15 protein-coding genes are annotated in these 16,561 nt (G+C 60.4%); 6 read left to right on the plus strand and 9 right to left on the minus strand.

Annotated features, from left to right (window positions below):
* Positions 1-29 precede the first annotated feature (29 nt).
* The 6 genes from AC1RTB_RS15015 to AC1RTB_RS15040 form a co-directional block, all read right to left on the minus strand.
* Positions 30-2,747 (minus strand): family 78 glycoside hydrolase catalytic domain, encoded by a 2,718-nt coding sequence (locus AC1RTB_RS15015; protein ID WP_492881192.1) that lies wholly within the window; start codon positions 2,745-2,747, stop codon positions 30-32.
* 63 nt (positions 2,748-2,810) lie between these two features.
* Positions 2,811-3,641 (minus strand): carbohydrate ABC transporter permease, encoded by an 831-nt coding sequence (locus AC1RTB_RS15020; protein WP_492881191.1) that lies wholly within the window; start codon positions 3,639-3,641, stop codon positions 2,811-2,813.
* Positions 3,634-4,548 (minus strand): carbohydrate ABC transporter permease, encoded by a 915-nt coding sequence (locus tag AC1RTB_RS15025; protein WP_492881190.1) that lies wholly within the window; start codon positions 4,546-4,548, stop codon positions 3,634-3,636. Before AC1RTB_RS15025 ends, AC1RTB_RS15020 begins: the two co-directional genes overlap by 8 nt.
* A gap of 56 nt (positions 4,549-4,604) precedes the next feature.
* A complete protein-coding gene (locus AC1RTB_RS15030; protein ID WP_492881189.1) occupies positions 4,605-5,912 on the minus strand; it encodes an ABC transporter substrate-binding protein in 1,308 nt (435 codons plus the stop codon).
* A gap of 107 nt (positions 5,913-6,019) precedes the next feature.
* Entirely contained in the window at positions 6,020-6,754 is a 735-nt protein-coding gene (locus AC1RTB_RS15035) for a FadR/GntR family transcriptional regulator (RefSeq protein WP_492881188.1), read from the minus strand.
* Complete coding sequence (locus tag AC1RTB_RS15040) at positions 6,751-8,175, minus strand: FAD-binding oxidoreductase (protein ID WP_492881187.1); 1,425 nt, start codon at positions 8,173-8,175, stop codon at positions 6,751-6,753. Before AC1RTB_RS15040 ends, AC1RTB_RS15035 begins: the two co-directional genes overlap by 4 nt.
* A 215-nt stretch (positions 8,176-8,390) precedes the next feature.
* On the opposite strand from AC1RTB_RS15040, the gene AC1RTB_RS15045 reads away from it, so the two are divergent.
* From AC1RTB_RS15045 to AC1RTB_RS15065, 5 genes are read left to right on the plus strand one after another with little or no spacing between them, the layout of a single operon-like run.
* Positions 8,391-9,245, plus strand: coding sequence for an amidohydrolase family protein (locus AC1RTB_RS15045; RefSeq protein WP_492881186.1), 855 nt, complete (start codon positions 8,391-8,393; stop codon positions 9,243-9,245).
* 33 nt (positions 9,246-9,278) lie between these two features.
* The gene (locus AC1RTB_RS15050; RefSeq protein WP_492881185.1) at positions 9,279-10,022 is read left to right on the plus strand and encodes an SDR family NAD(P)-dependent oxidoreductase; all 744 of its coding nucleotides are present in this window, start codon (positions 9,279-9,281) and stop codon (positions 10,020-10,022) included.
* A gap of 56 nt (positions 10,023-10,078) precedes the next feature.
* Positions 10,079-11,104, plus strand: a complete 1,026-nt coding sequence (locus tag AC1RTB_RS15055) for an aldo/keto reductase (RefSeq protein WP_492881184.1) — start codon at positions 10,079-10,081, stop codon at positions 11,102-11,104.
* Positions 11,105-11,141: 37 nt separating this feature from the next.
* Positions 11,142-12,245, plus strand: coding sequence for an ABC transporter ATP-binding protein (locus AC1RTB_RS15060; RefSeq protein WP_492881183.1), 1,104 nt, complete (start codon positions 11,142-11,144; stop codon positions 12,243-12,245).
* 28 nt (positions 12,246-12,273) lie between these two features.
* Positions 12,274-13,908 (plus strand): AMP-binding protein, encoded by a 1,635-nt coding sequence (locus tag AC1RTB_RS15065; RefSeq protein ID WP_492881182.1) that lies wholly within the window; start codon positions 12,274-12,276, stop codon positions 13,906-13,908.
* A gap of 60 nt (positions 13,909-13,968) precedes the next feature.
* On the opposite strand, the gene AC1RTB_RS15070 is transcribed toward AC1RTB_RS15065, so the two are convergent.
* Positions 13,969-14,772, minus strand: a complete 804-nt coding sequence (locus AC1RTB_RS15070) for an amino acid ABC transporter ATP-binding protein (RefSeq protein ID WP_109574548.1) — start codon at positions 14,770-14,772, stop codon at positions 13,969-13,971.
* 66 nt (positions 14,773-14,838) lie between these two features.
* Complete coding sequence (locus tag AC1RTB_RS15075; protein ID WP_492881893.1) at positions 14,839-15,204, minus strand: M24 family metallopeptidase; 366 nt, start codon at positions 15,202-15,204, stop codon at positions 14,839-14,841.
* 46 nt (positions 15,205-15,250) lie between these two features.
* Here AC1RTB_RS15075 and AC1RTB_RS15080 point away from each other — a divergent pair, with 46 nt between their 5' ends.
* Positions 15,251-15,742: a hypothetical protein gene (locus tag AC1RTB_RS15080; RefSeq protein ID WP_492943826.1), complete on the plus strand. Its 492-nt coding sequence runs from the start codon at positions 15,251-15,253 to the stop codon at positions 15,740-15,742.
* On the opposite strand, the gene AC1RTB_RS15085 is transcribed toward AC1RTB_RS15080, so the two are convergent.
* The gene (locus AC1RTB_RS15085) at positions 15,739-16,485 is read right to left on the minus strand and encodes an IclR family transcriptional regulator (protein ID WP_492881895.1); all 747 of its coding nucleotides are present in this window, start codon (positions 16,483-16,485) and stop codon (positions 15,739-15,741) included. The two genes, AC1RTB_RS15080 and AC1RTB_RS15085, sit on opposite strands and share 4 nt — an antisense overlap.
* Between the last annotated feature and the right edge of the window lie 76 nt (positions 16,486-16,561).

Below are 16,561 nucleotides of genomic sequence, written 5' to 3' on the forward strand. Positions count from 1 at the left end.
CAGAACTCTCCTTGTTGTAGCGCCCAGCGTCAGTGTGCGATCAACGAAAACACATAATCGCCCGAGCTGATCTCGAAGCAGACGCCGCCGTCGGAATTCCTGGACTGGGCAATCCCCGAAGCCGACAACGCCGCGCCATCGAGACGAACATCCACGAAATGTCGGGGCAGTTCGACCAGCGCCGTGCAATTGGCAGGCACGGTGACCGTCCACTCGACAGTGTCGGGTTTGCAACGCCATTCGCTCACGATTTGCCCGACATGCGCCCGGTATGAGGCGCGGCACCATCCAAGCTCGGCGTTCGGCATTGGACGCAGGCGAATGCGACGCCCGCCGGCCCCGCCGGGCTCGACATCGATGCCTGCAACACGTGCATACATGAACTCGCCAATCGCCCCCAGCGCATAGTGGTTGAGCGAATTCATGTTGACACTTTGGAACCCGCGTTCGGGCGTCCATCCGTCCCAGCGCTCCCAGATGGTGGTCGCACCATTGCGGATCGAAAAGCCCCAAGAGGGATAGGTGTCCTTCAGCAGCAATTCGTAAGCCGTCTCGGTCTCGCCGAAATCGCTCAGCACAGGGCAGATGTAGCGGATACCGTGGATGCCGGTCTGGATGTGCCCGCCGGCCTCGCGGATGGTGCGCAATAGATGCCCAACCGCCTTTTCGCGATCGGCCACCTCGAAGAGATCGAAATCGAGCGCAAAGAGGTATGCGGCCTGTGTATCCCCCGCAATCTTGGCATCCTCGCCGACAAACTCCTTTTGGAACGCACTGCGAATGTCGCGCCACAGGGTATTGAAGCGCGCTTCGTCCTGTCGCTTGCCCATCAGCCGCGCTGCCTTGGCCATGATCTCGACCATATGGGCCCAGTACGCTGTGGCGACGACGTTCTTCGGCGTGAAATTGCCGAGGCACAGCCAGTCACCCCAATTGCTGTAGACCGCATTGTTGCGGATGAAATCCGGATTGTTCCGCTCGATCAAATCGAGCCACCGCACCATGCCGACATAATACTGCTGCAACACCTCAAGATCGCCGTACCGCTCATACATGCGCCAGGGGATAATGACGCCACCATCACCCCAGCCGGGTGCACCGCGCGGCGGATTTGGAGCAAAGCGGGTGTAGACGGCGGAAGGTGCCACGTCGGTGAACGCCCCTTCTTCGGTCTGGGCGTCAGCGATATCAACGAGCCATTTTGTGAAGAAGGCGGACGTGTCCATGTTGTAAGTCGCGGTGTTGAAAAACACCTGCGCGTCGCCCAACCAACCCATTCGCTCGTCGCGCTGGGGGCAATCCGTCGGCACCGAGAGGAAATTGCCACGTTGCGTCCACAAAATGTTGGACTGCAGCTGATTGAGCATCTCGCTGCCGCATTCGAACGAACCGACCAGCGGCATGTCGGAATGGACGGCAATACCGGTCAAATGCAACTGCTCGGGCGTAAAGCCTTCGGGCACCGACACCTCGACATATCGGAAGCCATGCACGGTAAAGCGCGGTTCGAAAACCTGGTGGCCACCCTTCGAGATATAGGTGTCGGTAGCGAGCGCCCAGCGCAGATTGGCGGTGTAGAGTTCGCCGTCTGGCTGCATTGCCTCACCGTGGCGAAGCACAAATGTCGCGTCGCGCGGGGCGTCGATTTCAAGGCGCATGTGGCCGGCGATGTTCTGGCCAAGATCGAAGATCAGTTTGCCCGACGACGTCTTGTGAACGAATTTTGGCTCGAACTCGACCGTCTTGCGTGTCGGCACGCCACGGGTTGCATCGAGCTTCGGCGCGCGCGGCAGAGGCACTATCTGTTCGGACGACCACCAGGTGGTGTCGTCGAAGCCAACCCGATCCCAGCCCGGCTTCTCAAGACGGGCGTCATATTTCTCGCCGAGCAGCAGGTCGGAGTAGACAATCGCCTCGTTGCCGCATCGCCACGAGGCATCGGTGGCGATGATCTCGCTCGTGCCATCTTCGAATTCGATGTGGATCTGGCAAAGCAGCGCCGGGCGCACGCCATAGTGACTGCCGGCGCGTTTCTGATCCAGAGCGACACGACCGCTGTACCAGCCTTCGCCGACGATCGCTCCGATCGCATTCGCGCCGCTGTTCAGCAACGCCGTGGCATCGTAACTCTGGTATTCGACACGGCTGTGATAGTCGGTCCACCCCGGCGCAAGCACCTGGTCGCCAAGGCGCGTGCCGTTGAGGCGCAACTCGTAAAGGCCAAGTGCCGTTGCATAGGCCGTTGCCCGGCGCACGGGCCGCGTGAGCGTGAACTCCCGTCGGTGGTAATCGGCGGGCCGTGCCGCATAAGGATTGTCGTAGATCGTATCCTGCGGCGGAAAACGTCCGCCCGGCGGCAACAATGCCCGCGAAATCCACTGAGCGTTCCAGTCCGACTGGTCGAGCAGGCCGGTATAGATGGTAGCCGGCTCGCAGAACGAAGAAGCGTTGTCGGCCTCGTCCCAGACCTGTACCGACCAGTAAACGATCTCGTCCGACTGCAACGCGCGGCCCGCATATGGGATCAGCAGCGTTTCCGATGACACGAGCTTGCCGGTATCCCAACATGCGCCTTCACCCAATGCAACCTTGCCGCGGTCGGTCCCGGCAATGATGCGGTAAGCTGTTTGACGCCGACCCCGGCCAGCACCTTCCAGCGCCCAGGTCAGGCGCGGCTGGCGTGTGTTGAGACCTTGCGGCGCAAACAGATGTTCGCAGCGCAGATCGACCGCCCTCAATTCGGACATGCTCGTTTCCTCTCGATTCGATATCTAAGTTCTGCCGCAGGGTCGAAGCCAACGGCCTGTCGGTCACGCCTTGAGGCCACCGGCAAAACCTTCCATCATCCGGCGCTGGAGAACCGCAAACAGGATCATGACAGGCGCGACGCCGACCAGAAGTGCGGCAAAAACGATGCCCCAGTCGGTGATCTCTTGATCGACGAAGGCCGCCACCGCCACTGGAACCGTTGCCCAGGACGAGCCCTGCAGATAGAGCAGCGGCGTCATGAAGTCGTTCCAGATGAAGACGCAGTTGAGGATCAGGACCGTTCCGGTGACTGGCCGGATCATCGGAAAGATGATGTGCCGGAAGGTCTGAAAATCGGAAGCGCCATCGATCTTGGCAGCCTCGTCATAGGCCCGAGGCAGTGCCCTGATGTATCCAGTGTAAAGGAAAATCGTGAATGGCAGCTGATAACCCGCATGAAACAGGATGAGGCTGACAGGAGAGCCGAGCAGTCCGAGGTCACGCATCATCTGATAAAGCGGCAGCAATCCGAGCTGGAACGGCAGGATCATCGCCAGCAGGAAGAAGACATAAAGGGCACTACCCATCTTTGGTCGGGAGCGCGCAAGAAAATAAGCGGCGAACGATCCGACCGCAATCAAGATGGCCAGGCTGCCGGTCACCACGACGATGCTCGAGATCAGCGCGTCACCGAGATAAGCATCGTTCCACGCCCGCTCGAAATTGCCGAAATACGGCTCGAGCGGCAAGCTCATCGGGCTCCTGCTCCAGGTTGAGCGCTCCTTGAAAGAGATTGCGGCCAGCAGGTAGATGGGGAAGATGAAAGCAATCGCGACGATCACCATGACGAGCTCGAGCGCGAATGTGCGGCTGGTGTAGCGCCCCTTACCCATGGACGAACTCCCTCTTGCGCAGGAAATGCATGGCCGGCAGCACGATCACGGCGACGATCACCGAGAAGACGAGCGCCACCGCGGCGCCATAGCTGAATTCGCCGAACTGAAAGCTGATGCGGTAGATCATTGTCGAAAGCGTTTCGGTGGCGTAGCCAGGCCCACCGCGCGTCAAGGCGTAGATCTGGTCGAAAAAGCGCAACCCCTGGATCAGCGCGATGACGACGCAGACCGTCATGGCGGGTGCCAACATGGGAAGCGTCACATAGCGGATGCGTTGCCAGGGACTCGCGCCGTCGATCATGGCAGCTTCGTTCAGTTCCGGCGGCACGGCTTGCAGGCCCGCGAGGAAGATCACCATCGAAAGGCCGACCGATTGCCACGAGGTGACGACGATAACGCTGACAAGCGCCAGCGTCGGGTCGCCAAGCCAGCGCAAGCTCTCGAAACCGGCGAGATTGAGCAGTGTATTCAACGGCCCCTGGTTCGAGAAGATATACTTCCACATGTATGAAACAATGATCGGCGTCAGTACGACAGGCATGAAAAAGACGACGCGCAGGTAGTTGCGCGACTTCAGGTTGCCATCGACGATCAGCGCGAGGAACAGCCCAAGTGTCACCTTGATGACGACCAGTGCCGCCGCAATGATCAGCGTGGTGCCGATGGCCGCGCGAACCTGAATGTCACCAAGCATGCGTTCAAAATTGGCAAGGCCGACATAATTTACCGACCGGCTCAGACCATCCCAGTCCGTGAAGGCATAGTCGACACCGCGCAGGATCGGCAGGAAGATGACGCCGATATAGATGGCGAGAGCCGGCAGGATAAACAGGAAGTTTACCCCACCCCAGCCCAGTATCCGCCGCCAAAGTGGCGGCTGGAAATTTGCAATGCCAGTGTTCATGTCCATCTCGTCTTCGTCGTCACAGATTGATCCCCAAGGAGGATGGCAGTCACTGGTCAGGCTGATTTGTAGGCTTCGTCCATCCGGCCAAGGACATCGTTGATCGAGGCCTTGCCGGAGAACAGATCCTGGATGCCGACAAAATGCGCTTCCTGGACACGCGGGTTGGGCCACTTGTTGTCCATGTAGAGCGCACCCCGGCCATCGTTCACGTACTGCATGATCTCGGCGTAGATCGGGTCGGTTCTCTCAGGAGGCATGCCGAACACCGGCACAAGCGTGATCTCGGCCCAGTCGGCCTGGACTTCCGGATCGTTCATGAAATTGAGAAAGGCTTTGGCCGCGTCCTTGTTCTTGGAGCTTTCGCTGACGCCGTAACCGTTGGTGATACCGACCGGGACCTGGGTCTGCTTGGCCTCGTCGCGACCAGGAAGCGGCCACATGACGAAGTCGCGATGTCCTGCCGCCTTGACCAGGCCGGCCATGGTGCCTGCGGTATGGACGGCCATAGCCGCCTGATCCGAAGCAACGAGCTGCTGCGACTCTTCGAACGACGTGCCTGTAGGGTTCGGATTGAAGAAGCCGCGCTTTTCCAGTTCCAGATATTTGGTCAGCGCCTCTTCCCAGCCTGAGCCGACGAACCTGACCTTGCCTTCCTTCATCTCCTCGGCAAAACGAGGGTTGTCGGCAAACACAGTCGTTGCCACCAGCGCGTAGCTGATGAGCTGGGTGATCCACTGCGTGCCAATGCCGAGCGCGATCGGCACGACGCCCATATCCTTCAGTTTCTGGCAGCCATCGAGGAATTCAGTCCAGGTCTTGGGCTGGGTCAGGCCGGTCTTTTCCCAAACGCGCAGATTGACGATCGGCCCGATCACCGAAGGCTGGTTGGAAAACCAGTAGAGCTTGCCGTCAACCTCGATCACGTCCTTTGCGAAGCCGGGTGTATTCGCTGCGAAGGGCTGGTCGCTGAGATCGGAGAGGAAGCCACCTGGGGCGATCTGATGCACCGAAAGCGGCACACCGCTGCCGGGCCAGACCGGGACGATGTCGGGAGCCGTGCCAGACGACAGCTGCATACGCACTGTGGCCATTAGCTGGTCAACGCTGGCGCCGTTGAGACGGATGGTGAGATTGGGGTTCAGCTTGGCGAACTTGTCGACGGCAGACTGCAGTGCAGCGCGCTTGGCCGAGTCGCACAGGACGCGCAGCTCACCGGTGAACGCCTGCGCATAGACTTTGGTAATCCGGCCGAAGGACCCGACCGACAAACCTGCAGCCGCCACTCCTCCGAGAAACCCGCGGCGGGACATATCGAGCGCTGAACTGCTCCTTACGAATGCATTTTCTCTAAGCGTTGCCATGATCGTCTCTCCCTAAGAATGATTGCATCGACCCCGTCCCCTCCCGAACGGATTTGCGAACGCAGGAAGCGCCCGCCGTTCCTTGTCTTGTCGACCTGCGCGCCGAGCTATTGGTCTCCGCTCTCGCTGTCGCGCGACACCTCGTAACCGAGCCGGTGTGCGGCGTTTGTGATGTGGGCGGCGACAGCCTGCCGTGCGGCTTCGGGATCACGCGCCATGATCGCTTCGCAAATGGCCGCGTGTTCGTTGATCGTCAGCCGCTTGACCTCGCCGATCACCTCGCCGGAGCGCTCGCGCGTGGCGACGATCGTCTCGCGCATTCTCCCGGTGAGAAAATGAATGGCCTCGGCGATCAACGGATTGCCCGAGGCCGCAGCTACCGCAAGGTGGAATTCGATGTCGAGGTCGACGCCTTCCGCTTCCCATTTCTCCGCTTCCTGCATGCGATCGAGCGTGCGGGAGATGGCGGCAAATTGGGTGGCATCGCCACGCTGTGCGGCAAGAGCAGCGGCCTGCATTTCGATACCCATACGCAGCTCGTAGACATGCTGGAACTGCAGCGGATCGCCATTGGCGTCGATGTCCAGATGGAACGGCCTGTCGATCTCATTGTGCGAGACCACCGTTCCAACGCCCTGACGTGATTGGACGATCCCCGAGGAGCGCAGCTGCGCGATCGCCTCGCGAACGACGTTGCGGCTGACGCCGAAATTTTCCGCCAGGTATTGCTCGGTCGGCAGGCGGTCGCCGGGTTGCAGGCGGCCCTCACTGATCTCTTGTTTCAAGGCATCGGCGATGCGCGCCGGAAGGCGGACAGGTCGGTCGAGCGTATTGATTTTCATCGAACGGTTTCCTCCAGCATGCGACCTGGGTTCATGATGTCGTTGGGATCGAAGGCCCCCTTGATCGCCTTGAGCATATCGAGATGGACAGGCGAAATCCGCGTCAGGAACGCCTCACGCTTGATGCGACCGACGCCATGCTCGGCGCTGATCGAACCATTCAAGTCGTCGACAATTGCAAATATCACTTCCTCGCAGCGATGCAGGAAGTCGACCTTGCCGTCGTGGTCCAACAGCTGCGGCGGCACGACATTGAAGTGCAGGTTGCCGTCACCGATATGGCCATAGGCCAACACGATCGCCTCTGACGACATCTCCTTGATCGCAATTTCCGCCTTGTGGATGAAACGCTCGATGGCCGAAATCGGCATGGAGACGTCAGTGCGCAGATGCCTTCCTCGACGCAACTGCGCCTCGATGATCTCTTCGCGAATCTGCCAGAACGATGCCGCCTGCGAACCGCTGCTAGCCAACGAGCCATCGACAATGAGCTCGAGTTCCAAGGCCCGTTCGAGGAATTGCTGCAGCAGCGCCCGAGCATCGACCAACCCGCTCGCCGAAACCTCGATCAGCACATAGACCGGTGTCTTGCTTGCAAGCGGGCTGGGGCGACCGGAAATCTCGATTCCATCCTGTGTCAGCAACTCGAAGGCCGACAGCAGATCACTGAGTTCACGGCGCGCGCTGCAGAAAAGATCAATGACGGCAGCTACCGAGCCGAGTGCGACAAAAGCGGTCTCGACCTGCGTGGGCGCGGGAAACAGCTTGAGTGTCGCGGCGGTCACCACGCCGATGGTTCCTTCGGAACCCAAGATGAGCTGCTTCAAGTCGTAGCCGGTATTGTCCTTGCGCAGCGCCTTAAGGCCATCCCAAACACGCCCGTCGGGAAGCACGACCTCCACGCCGAGCACCAGATCGCGCATCATGCCATAGCGCAGGACATTGAGGCCGCCGGCATTGGTGGCAATAGCGCCGCCGATCTGGCAGCTGCCTTGCGATCCCAGCGCCAGCGGGAAGACAAAGCCCCGTTCTGCCGCATGATCGCGCACCATCTCAAGCACGCAGCCAGCCTGTACAACCATGCTGAAGTTACGCTCATCGAGCTCGCCGATCCGATTCATCAATTCGAGGCTGAGCACGATCTCGTTGCCGGTTTGCGAAGGAACCGCGCCACCGACAAGCCCGGTGTGCCCTCCCTGGGGCACCACGACGAAACCCTCACGAGCACAAAGCGACACGACGCGCGAGACCTGCTCAGTTGTTCGCGGACGAACCACGGCAAGCGGAATGCCGACATTGTCGCCGGACCAATCCTGGCCGTAGCGCGCGCCCACTTCAGCACCCCGGAGAATCCCACCTGCACCGACGATCGCAGCGATCTCGGCGATGCATTTCTCCTGTAGCTTGGCGGTCACCTGCATTAAAATCTCTCGGCCTGTTACTCAACAATACGGTTGTCCTACAACCTGATGTGTGACATATCTCAATCGCCGACACAAGTGGGCTCGTCGACAAGACGCAGTTCAATGGTGCTGGCACGCTCGGAGACCGAAGAGCCAGGACTGAGCCAATCCCAGATCGGGACCGCCATTTCGTGGCTTTCGAGCCGCCGACGCAGGACTGCAAGGAGAGATGCATGCCGAACATTCCAATCATCGACACCCATCTGCATCTGTGGAATCCGGCGGAGATTTCCTATCCCTGGCTTGAGGGCAATGCGCTGCTAAACAGGCCCTATCTGCTCGATGACTACGAGGCCGCCTTTGGCTCGGTAGAGGTTGAGGCGATGGTTTTCGTACAGTGCGAGGCTGCCTTTTCGGCCTACGAACAAGAAGCGGATTGGGTCGCCCAACAGGCAGAGATCGATCCGCGCATTAAGGCCATGGTCGCCTGGGCGCCGTTGGAAAAGGGCCGTGCGGTCGAAGCAGATCTGACAAGGCTGAGTCGCCATCCGATGCTGCGCGGCATCCGCCGCATCATCCAGTTTGAAGACGACATCGACTTTTGCCTGCAGCCGAACTTCATCGAAGGCGTAGGTGCGCTCGCAGGCCACGGCCTGTCTTTCGACATCTGTGTCGACCACCGCCACATGTCCAATGTGCTGAAATTCGTCGAAGCGCTACCCGACGTCCAGATGATACTCGACCATATCGGCAAGCCAGATATCCGTGATGGCAAAATGCAGCCATGGGCGAGCCAGATGCGTTTGCTGGCGCAGTTTCCCAACGTCGTCTGCAAAGTCTCGGGTGTCGCGACAGAGGCGGCAGCCGACTGGACGCCCAATAGCCTGCTGCCTTTCATGGACGTCGCCTTCGCCGAATTCGGCCTCGGACGCACGATGTTCGGCGGCGACTGGCCGGTGACGTTGCAGTCCGTGCCGCCAGCCCGCTGGATCGAGATCCTGGACGACTATCTCAAAGGCGCCAGCGCTAGCGAACAAAGCAGCTTCTGGCGCGACAATGCCATCCGCACCTATCGCCTCGCGCTCTGACCGAGCCGCCTCAACTTTCTGAAGGAACACTCAATGTCTGACAGGTTCAAGCAGCGCGTCGCGCTGATCACCGGCGGTGCCGGCGGCATCGGCCTTGAAATCGCAACTCGAATGATTGGCGAGGGCGCCTTGGTCTGTTTGGTGGACCTGAACGGCGGCCGTGCCGAAAAGGCAGCCGCTTTGCTCGGCGTCAATGCGCTCGGCCTTGCCGCCGACGTCAGCAGTGAAGCCTCAATTGCGGCGGCCGCACAGGCCGTCAACGATCGTTTCGGCCGGATCGACATTCTGGTCAACAGCGCTGGGATCACCGGCCCCAACGCCTTGGTCGAAAACTACCCGGCCGATGCGTGGCGGCAGGTGATGGAGGTAAACCTCACCGGCGCCTTCCTTGCCTGCAAGGCGGTGATACCGCACATGCGCCAACACAATTACGGCCGCATCGTCAACATTGCCTCCGTAGCCGGCAAGGAGGGCAACCCGGCTGCCTCGGCATATTCGGCGTCCAAGGCTGGCATGATCGGCCTGACCAAATCTCTGGGCAAGGAGCTTGCTGCAACGGAAATCCGCGTCAATGCGGTCACGCCAGCTGCGGTGAAGACCGAAATATTCGACCAGATGACCGAGCAGCACATTGCCTTCATGCTGTCGAAGATCCCCATCGGACGCTTTGGCCAGGTTTCGGAAGTCGCAAGTCTCGTCTGCTGGCTGGCGTCAGAGGAATGTTCCTTCTCGACCGGGGCTGTGTTCGACGTTTCCGGTGGCCGTGCAACCTATTGATACAGCAAAACGCCCTGCCCTCGGCTGCGGGCGGCATGGATTTAGAGGAATCCCAGATGGAACCATTCCAGACGCGCAGGCTAGGCGGCACCGGTGTGATGCTGCCCCAGATCGGTTTCGGCGCAGCCCCTCTTGGCGAACTTTTCACCAAGGTCACCGAACAGGACGCTGAAACCACGCTCGCCGGTGCCTGGGATGCCGGCATCCGCTACTACGACACCGCGCCATGGTATGGGCGCGGCCAGAGCGAACATCGCGTCGGCCGCTTCCTCTATCGCCAGCCACGCAACGAAGTGATCCTGTCGACGAAGGTGGGGCGCATCCTGCGCCCACCCGCCCAGCCGGAGCGTTTTAACACCGGCTTCTGGGCTGGTGGCCTCCATTTCGAGCATCACTTCGACTACACCTATGACGGCGTGATGCGCGCCTATGAGGATAGCCTGCAGCGGCTCGGCATGAACCGGGTCGACATGCTTGTCATCCACGACCTCGACGTCTGGCATCAGGGCTCACAAACCATGGTAGCGGCGAAGCTCGCCCAACTGGCCAATGGCGGTTTCCGCGCGCTTGCCGACCTCAAGGCCGCCGGCATGATCCGTGCTGTCGGCGCGGGCATCAACGAGCTCGGCATGATCCCCCGTCTCCTCGAACTGTTCGATCTCGACTTCTTCCTGCTCGCCTTGAAATATACACTTGGCGAACAAGAGACCTTGGATGCCGAAATCCCGCTCTGTGTCGAACGCAATGTCGGCCTGATCATCGGGGGCGTATTCAATTCGGGCCTTTACGCCACCGGTCCGGTTTCGAATGCCAAATACAACTATGCCGACCCGACGCCGGCGGAATTGGTAAAAGCTGAGAAGATCAGCGCGGTATGCGCGCGCCATGACGTGCCGCTTATCGCCGCCGCACTGCAGTTTCCGCTGCTCCATCCGCAGGTCACCTCAGTCATTCCCGGCGCATTCACCCCCGACCAGGTGACCGCCAACCTCGCCCACATCAGGCGCGACATACCCGCCGACCTTTGGGCCGAATTGAAACATGAAGGATTGATCCGCGCGGACGCTCCGACCTCTCGTTGAGGGAGTGGGTTTGCAAGCGGCAATTTGGGAGGAAGCTTTGTCCGACGTTACGATTAAGGGCGCTAGGAAATCCTATGCCTCGATGCAGGTGCTTCACGGCATCGACCTCAACATCAAATCCGGCGAGTTCGTCGTTTTTGTCGGCCCATCGGGCTGCGGCAAGTCCACGCTGCTGCGCATGATCGCCGGGCTCGAAGAGATCAACCACGGCACGATCGCCATTGGCGGTACAGTGGTCAACAATCTCGCACCCGCAAAGCGCGGCATCGCCATGGTGTTCCAGAACTATGCGCTCTACCCGCACATGACGGTGGGCGACAATATGGGTTTCGGCCTCAAGATCGCCGGCCTGTCCAAAGTGGAGCGTGACAGCCGCGTTCGCAAGGCCGCCGCCATGCTGCAGCTGACCGACTATCTCGACCGCTTGCCGCGCCAGCTTTCAGGCGGCCAACGCCAACGCGTCGCCATCGGTCGCGCCATTGTGCGTGACCCAAAGGTCTTTCTCTTCGACGAACCTTTGTCGAATCTCGACGCGGCACTGCGCGTCGCCACGCGCATCGAGATCGCCAGGCTGAAGGAAAAGCTGCCGGGAACCACGATGATCTATGTCACGCACGACCAAGTCGAGGCGATGACGCTCGCCGATCGGATCGTCGTGCTGAATGGCGGCAGGATCGAGCAGGTCGGCACGCCACTTGAGCTTTACGACCGGCCGGCCAATCTCTTCGTTGCACGCTTCATCGGTTCACCTGCGATGAACATCATCGATGCGGAGATCCTGTCACGTCACCCGGTACGAATTGCCATCCATGGCGCAACCGTCGACTTGCCGGAAGATGTCGAGGTCATCGCCCAAGGAAATGCGGTCAAGCTCGGTGCCCGGCCCGAAGATTTGCGGATCGCAAGCGCCGATGAGGCATTGGTTTCCGGAACGGTTTCGCTTGTCGAGCATCTCGGCGAGGTGACGATTGCCTATGTCGACATCGGGGCGACCGAACCACTGGTCGCCAAGCTTGACGGTGCCAGCAAGATCGTACGCGGCGAGACCATCCACCTCACCGCCGACAAGCGCAAGCTGCATGTGTTCGACGCGACGAACGGCGCGGCTTGCCTGTCCGCCAAGCTCGCCTCGGCTGCCTGAACTTCACTCCCCAGCAACTGCAGCTCTCATGCGCCACGACCCTCATCTGTTGCCCAGACCGGCGAACCACCAGCCGCTCACGCCGCTCGAATTTCTTGTGCGCTCGGTAGATGCCTATGCCGAGCGCCCGGCGGTTGCATGGCGCGGCAAGTTGTGGAGCTACCGGCAACTGGCTGGAATTGTCGCACGCCTGGCCGAGCGGCTTACCGCACATGGGGTGCGAGCTGGCGATGTCGTCTCGGTTCTGGCCGGCAACCGGCCGGAAATGCTGGCAGCACATTTCGCGGTGCCGATGCTCGGCGCCGTGCTCAACACCATCAACACCCGGCTCGATGTCGAAACCATCGGCTACATCCTCGACCATTCCGAAAGCCGGCTTGTCATTAGCGATCCTGCCTGCCTCGCTATGGCTAGAGCAGCTACCGAACCAAAGGACATTGCTTGTCTCGTTTTCGCCGACGATGACAAGCCATCCGCCGGCGGAGACAATGTCGCCGTTCTCGCCGACGATGGGGTAGCCCGCAGGCTCGACCACACAGCGGTCAATGATGAGTGGCAGCCGATCTGCCTCAATTACACATCAGGCACCACGGGACGACCCAAGGGGGTCGTCTATCACCACCGCGGCGCCTATCTGAATGCACTTGGCAATGTCGTGTCGCTTGGGCTCACTCCGCGCTCGGTCTATCTCTGGACGCTGCCGATGTTCCATTGCAACGGCTGGTGCCACACATGGGCGGTCACAGCGGCGGGCGGGCTGCATGTATGTCTCGACCGCGTTGATCCCCAATTGATCTTCCCGGCAATCGAGGACCACTGCGTCACGCATATGTCCTGCGCGCCGGTTGTGCTTTACATGCTGCTCGACCACCCGGCCCGCGAGAAGCGCAACGCCACGCGCCGGGTCACCATCGCAACGGGGGGTGCTGCGCCGACCAGCGCACTGATCGAACAGCTGGATCAGCTAGGTTTCGACCTTATCCATCTTTACGGCCTGACCGAATCCTACGGCCCAGCCACCATGCGCGATCTTTCCGAGGAAGAGCGCGCGTTGCCGCCCACAGCAAAGGCCATTGAACTCGCCAAACAGGGTATGCGGCATCTGACGGCTGGACGCGCCCGGATCGTCGATGAAGCCGGTCAGGATTTGCCTGCCGACGGCCATTCGATGGGCGAGATCGTGCTTGTCGGCAACACCTTGATGGCCGGATATTATCGTGACCCGCAAGCCACCGAGATTGCGTTCCGCAGCGGTGAACTCCACACCGGCGACCTCGCCGTTCGCCATCCTGACGGCAATATTGAAATCAGGGACCGCTCCAAGGACATCATCATTTCCGGTGGAGAGAATATTTCCAGTCTCGAGGTGGAAAACGTGCTTCACCAGCACCCGGCGGTGCTATTGGCCGCGGTCGTCGCAGCACCGGATCCGAAATGGGGCGAGGTGCCGTGCGCCTATCTGGAAATCAGGCAAGGCGCCTCGGCAACAGCCGACAATCTCCAGACATTCTGCCGTGAGCATCTTGCTAGTTTCAAGGTACCTCGCCATTTCGTCTTCTGCGAACTGCCGAAGACAGCGACCGGCAAGATCAAGAAATTCGAGCTACGCCAAGCAGCCATTTCGCTCCCAGGGAAATCTGGCCGAACACAGGTCCCTTCATGAGGATTGTCGATCAGAAGGGGCTAGGCTCAGAATATTTTCGGATAGATCCGCTTCCCGCTGCTAATGCAGGATCTGGCTGAGGAACAGCTTGGTGCGCTCGTGGCGCGGATGGTCGAAGAACTCGGCCGGGGTGTTTTCCTCGACGATCTGGCCCTGGTCCATGAAGATGACCCGGTTGGCAACCTTGCGGGCAAAACCCATCTCATGGGTCACGCACAGCATGGTCATGCCTTCTTCGGCGAGACCGACCATGGTTTCGAGCACTTCCTTGATCATTTCAGGGTCAAGCGCCGAGGTCGGCTCGTCAAACAGCATGATGCGCGGGTTCATGCACAGCGAACGCGCGATCGCCACACGCTGCTGCTGGCCGCCCGAGAGCTGGCCGGGATATTTGTTGGCCTGCTCGGGGATCTTGACCCGGCGCAGGAAGTGCATCGCCTGCTCCTCGGCCTGCTTCTTCGGCGTCTTGCGCACCCAGATCGGCGCCAGCGTGCAGTTTTCCAGGATGGTCAGATGCGGAAACAGGTTGAAGTGCTGGAACACCATGCCGACCTCGCGGCGGACCTCGTCGATCTTCTTGAGATCGTTGGTCAGTTCCTTGCCATCGACGATGATCTTGCCCTTCTGATGCTCTTCCAGCCGGTTGATGCAGCGGATCATCGTCGACTTGCCCGAGCCCGACGGGCCGCAGATGACGATGCGCTCGCCGCGCATGACCCTGAGGTTGATGTCTTTCAGCACATTGAACTCGCCATACCACTTGTGCATGCCGACAATGTCGATCGCCACATCGGTGTCGGAGATGTGCATCTTGGCCCGATCGACCTTGATCTCGTCGGCGCTGACTGCGTTTTCGATGGCCATGGGCCGTTCCCTTTGTTGTTCGTTATCGTTTATGCCCGGTGTCGAGCCGGTGAAGCCACATCGGCTTCAGCGCGATTTGGGCGAGATGACGCCGATCTCGCGTGGCATACGGTTCATGGAAACTGACCCGTCTTGGGTGATCAGGAACTGGTCCTCAAGGTTGAAGCTCGCCAATCCGTCGACATAAAGAGGAATCTCGAACGCCAGCACCATGCCGATCTCGATTTCGGCGTCGTTATCGGCCGCGATGAACGGCCATTGCTCGGAAAACACGGACTGCCCGACACCGTGACCGAAATGGCCGCGCCGATAGGAGCGCAACCCTTGCCGTACGAGGCTGTCACTGGCGGCGCGGTGAACACCAGCCAACGGCTTTCCCGGCACAAGTGCGGCAAGACCGTCTTCGAACGCACACTCGGCGATAGCGTGCAATTGAAGCTGCTCTTGCGTGGCCGTTTCAAAAACGAAGTTCCGTGACATGCCGGACGTAGCCGTCCACGGTGCATACCATGTCGGCCTTGACCGGATCGCCCGTAGCAGACGGCGAATCAACTGCTTTTGGCATGGCGCCCAGCCCGACTTATTCCGCCGTCACGATGCGGCGAGACGACCCGAGCGCCGCATCCGCAACACCCGTGTGGTAGAGCCCGACAAGGTCCGCCTGGCTCATTCCCACAACGGCGTTGTGCTGCATGTGCAAAAGCCCGAATTCGGACAGGAGGATGCCTTGCTGCAAAAGATCGATCTCGCCCTGCGCCTTGACCGCCCGAAGCCGCTCGAATACCGGCGAGCCTTTGCCGATTGTGTGACTGGGCAGGAGCGCCAGGACTACGGAAAAATCGGCGACGGGTACAAAATCAAGGTCGTTGCCGGCACCCGCCTTGCAGGTCCGGCTGCGATCGGAAGTCGAGCGCCTGCTTGGAGCTTACGAATTCGCTTAGTGCGCCAAGCTTGGGACCAGACGTCCTAGTTCAGATGCTCGGCGATCTGGCTCACTGCCACCACGATAAGCTGAGCATGCGCCGCACGCGCTTCGGCGGACGCGCGGGCGGCGGGCGTTGAGATGCTGATTGCCGCGATCGGGCGCCGGTCCGGCCCACTTATTGCAGCACCGGTCGCAAATACGCCGTCGCGCCACGAAGTGGTGGTGGCATAGCCACGACTTGCGATCTCGCGCAATTCGATAAGAAGGTCGTGCAGTGGCAGCGCAGCGGAAACAGCGCTGGCCTGGCTGTCGGCCCCGACCGCATCGCCATAGATTCGTTCGATTTCAGCGTCCGGCATCTGCGCCAGCATGGCCTTGCCGGTGGCGGTGACCAGTACCGGCGCGCGGCCGCCGAGTGGCTCGACATGGCGAACTGCATGGGGACTTTCCAGTCTTTCTATCAGCACGATCTCGGATTCGTCCAGGACCGCCAGGTGGATGGTCTCGCCACTTTCGCGTCGTAGGTGCTCCATCACCGGCAAGGCCGCTTCGCGTAGGCCGAAATGGTTGCCTGACTTGCGAGCGAGGCGACTGGCTCGAAATGTCAGCTCCCAGCGTGTCCGTTCGCCCGTGGCGGGCCTGATCCACGCTGCCTCATGCAACGTTTCGAGGGCCCGCTGCACTGACGATTTCGGCTGCTTGAGGTGAACGGCCAGTTCGCTGACTCCGACCGGCTGCAGGTCGGCGACTGTCTCTAGAACCACAAGGGCCTTCCTCACGCTGTTCATGCCTTGACATCCTTCCAAGCCTGAAATAGCAATTGTGCCGTAATTTGGAACATCGTACCGAAATACGGCACAGATT

The sequence above is a fragment of the Aminobacter sp. GW821-FHT11F06 genome, from assembly GCF_058808215.1.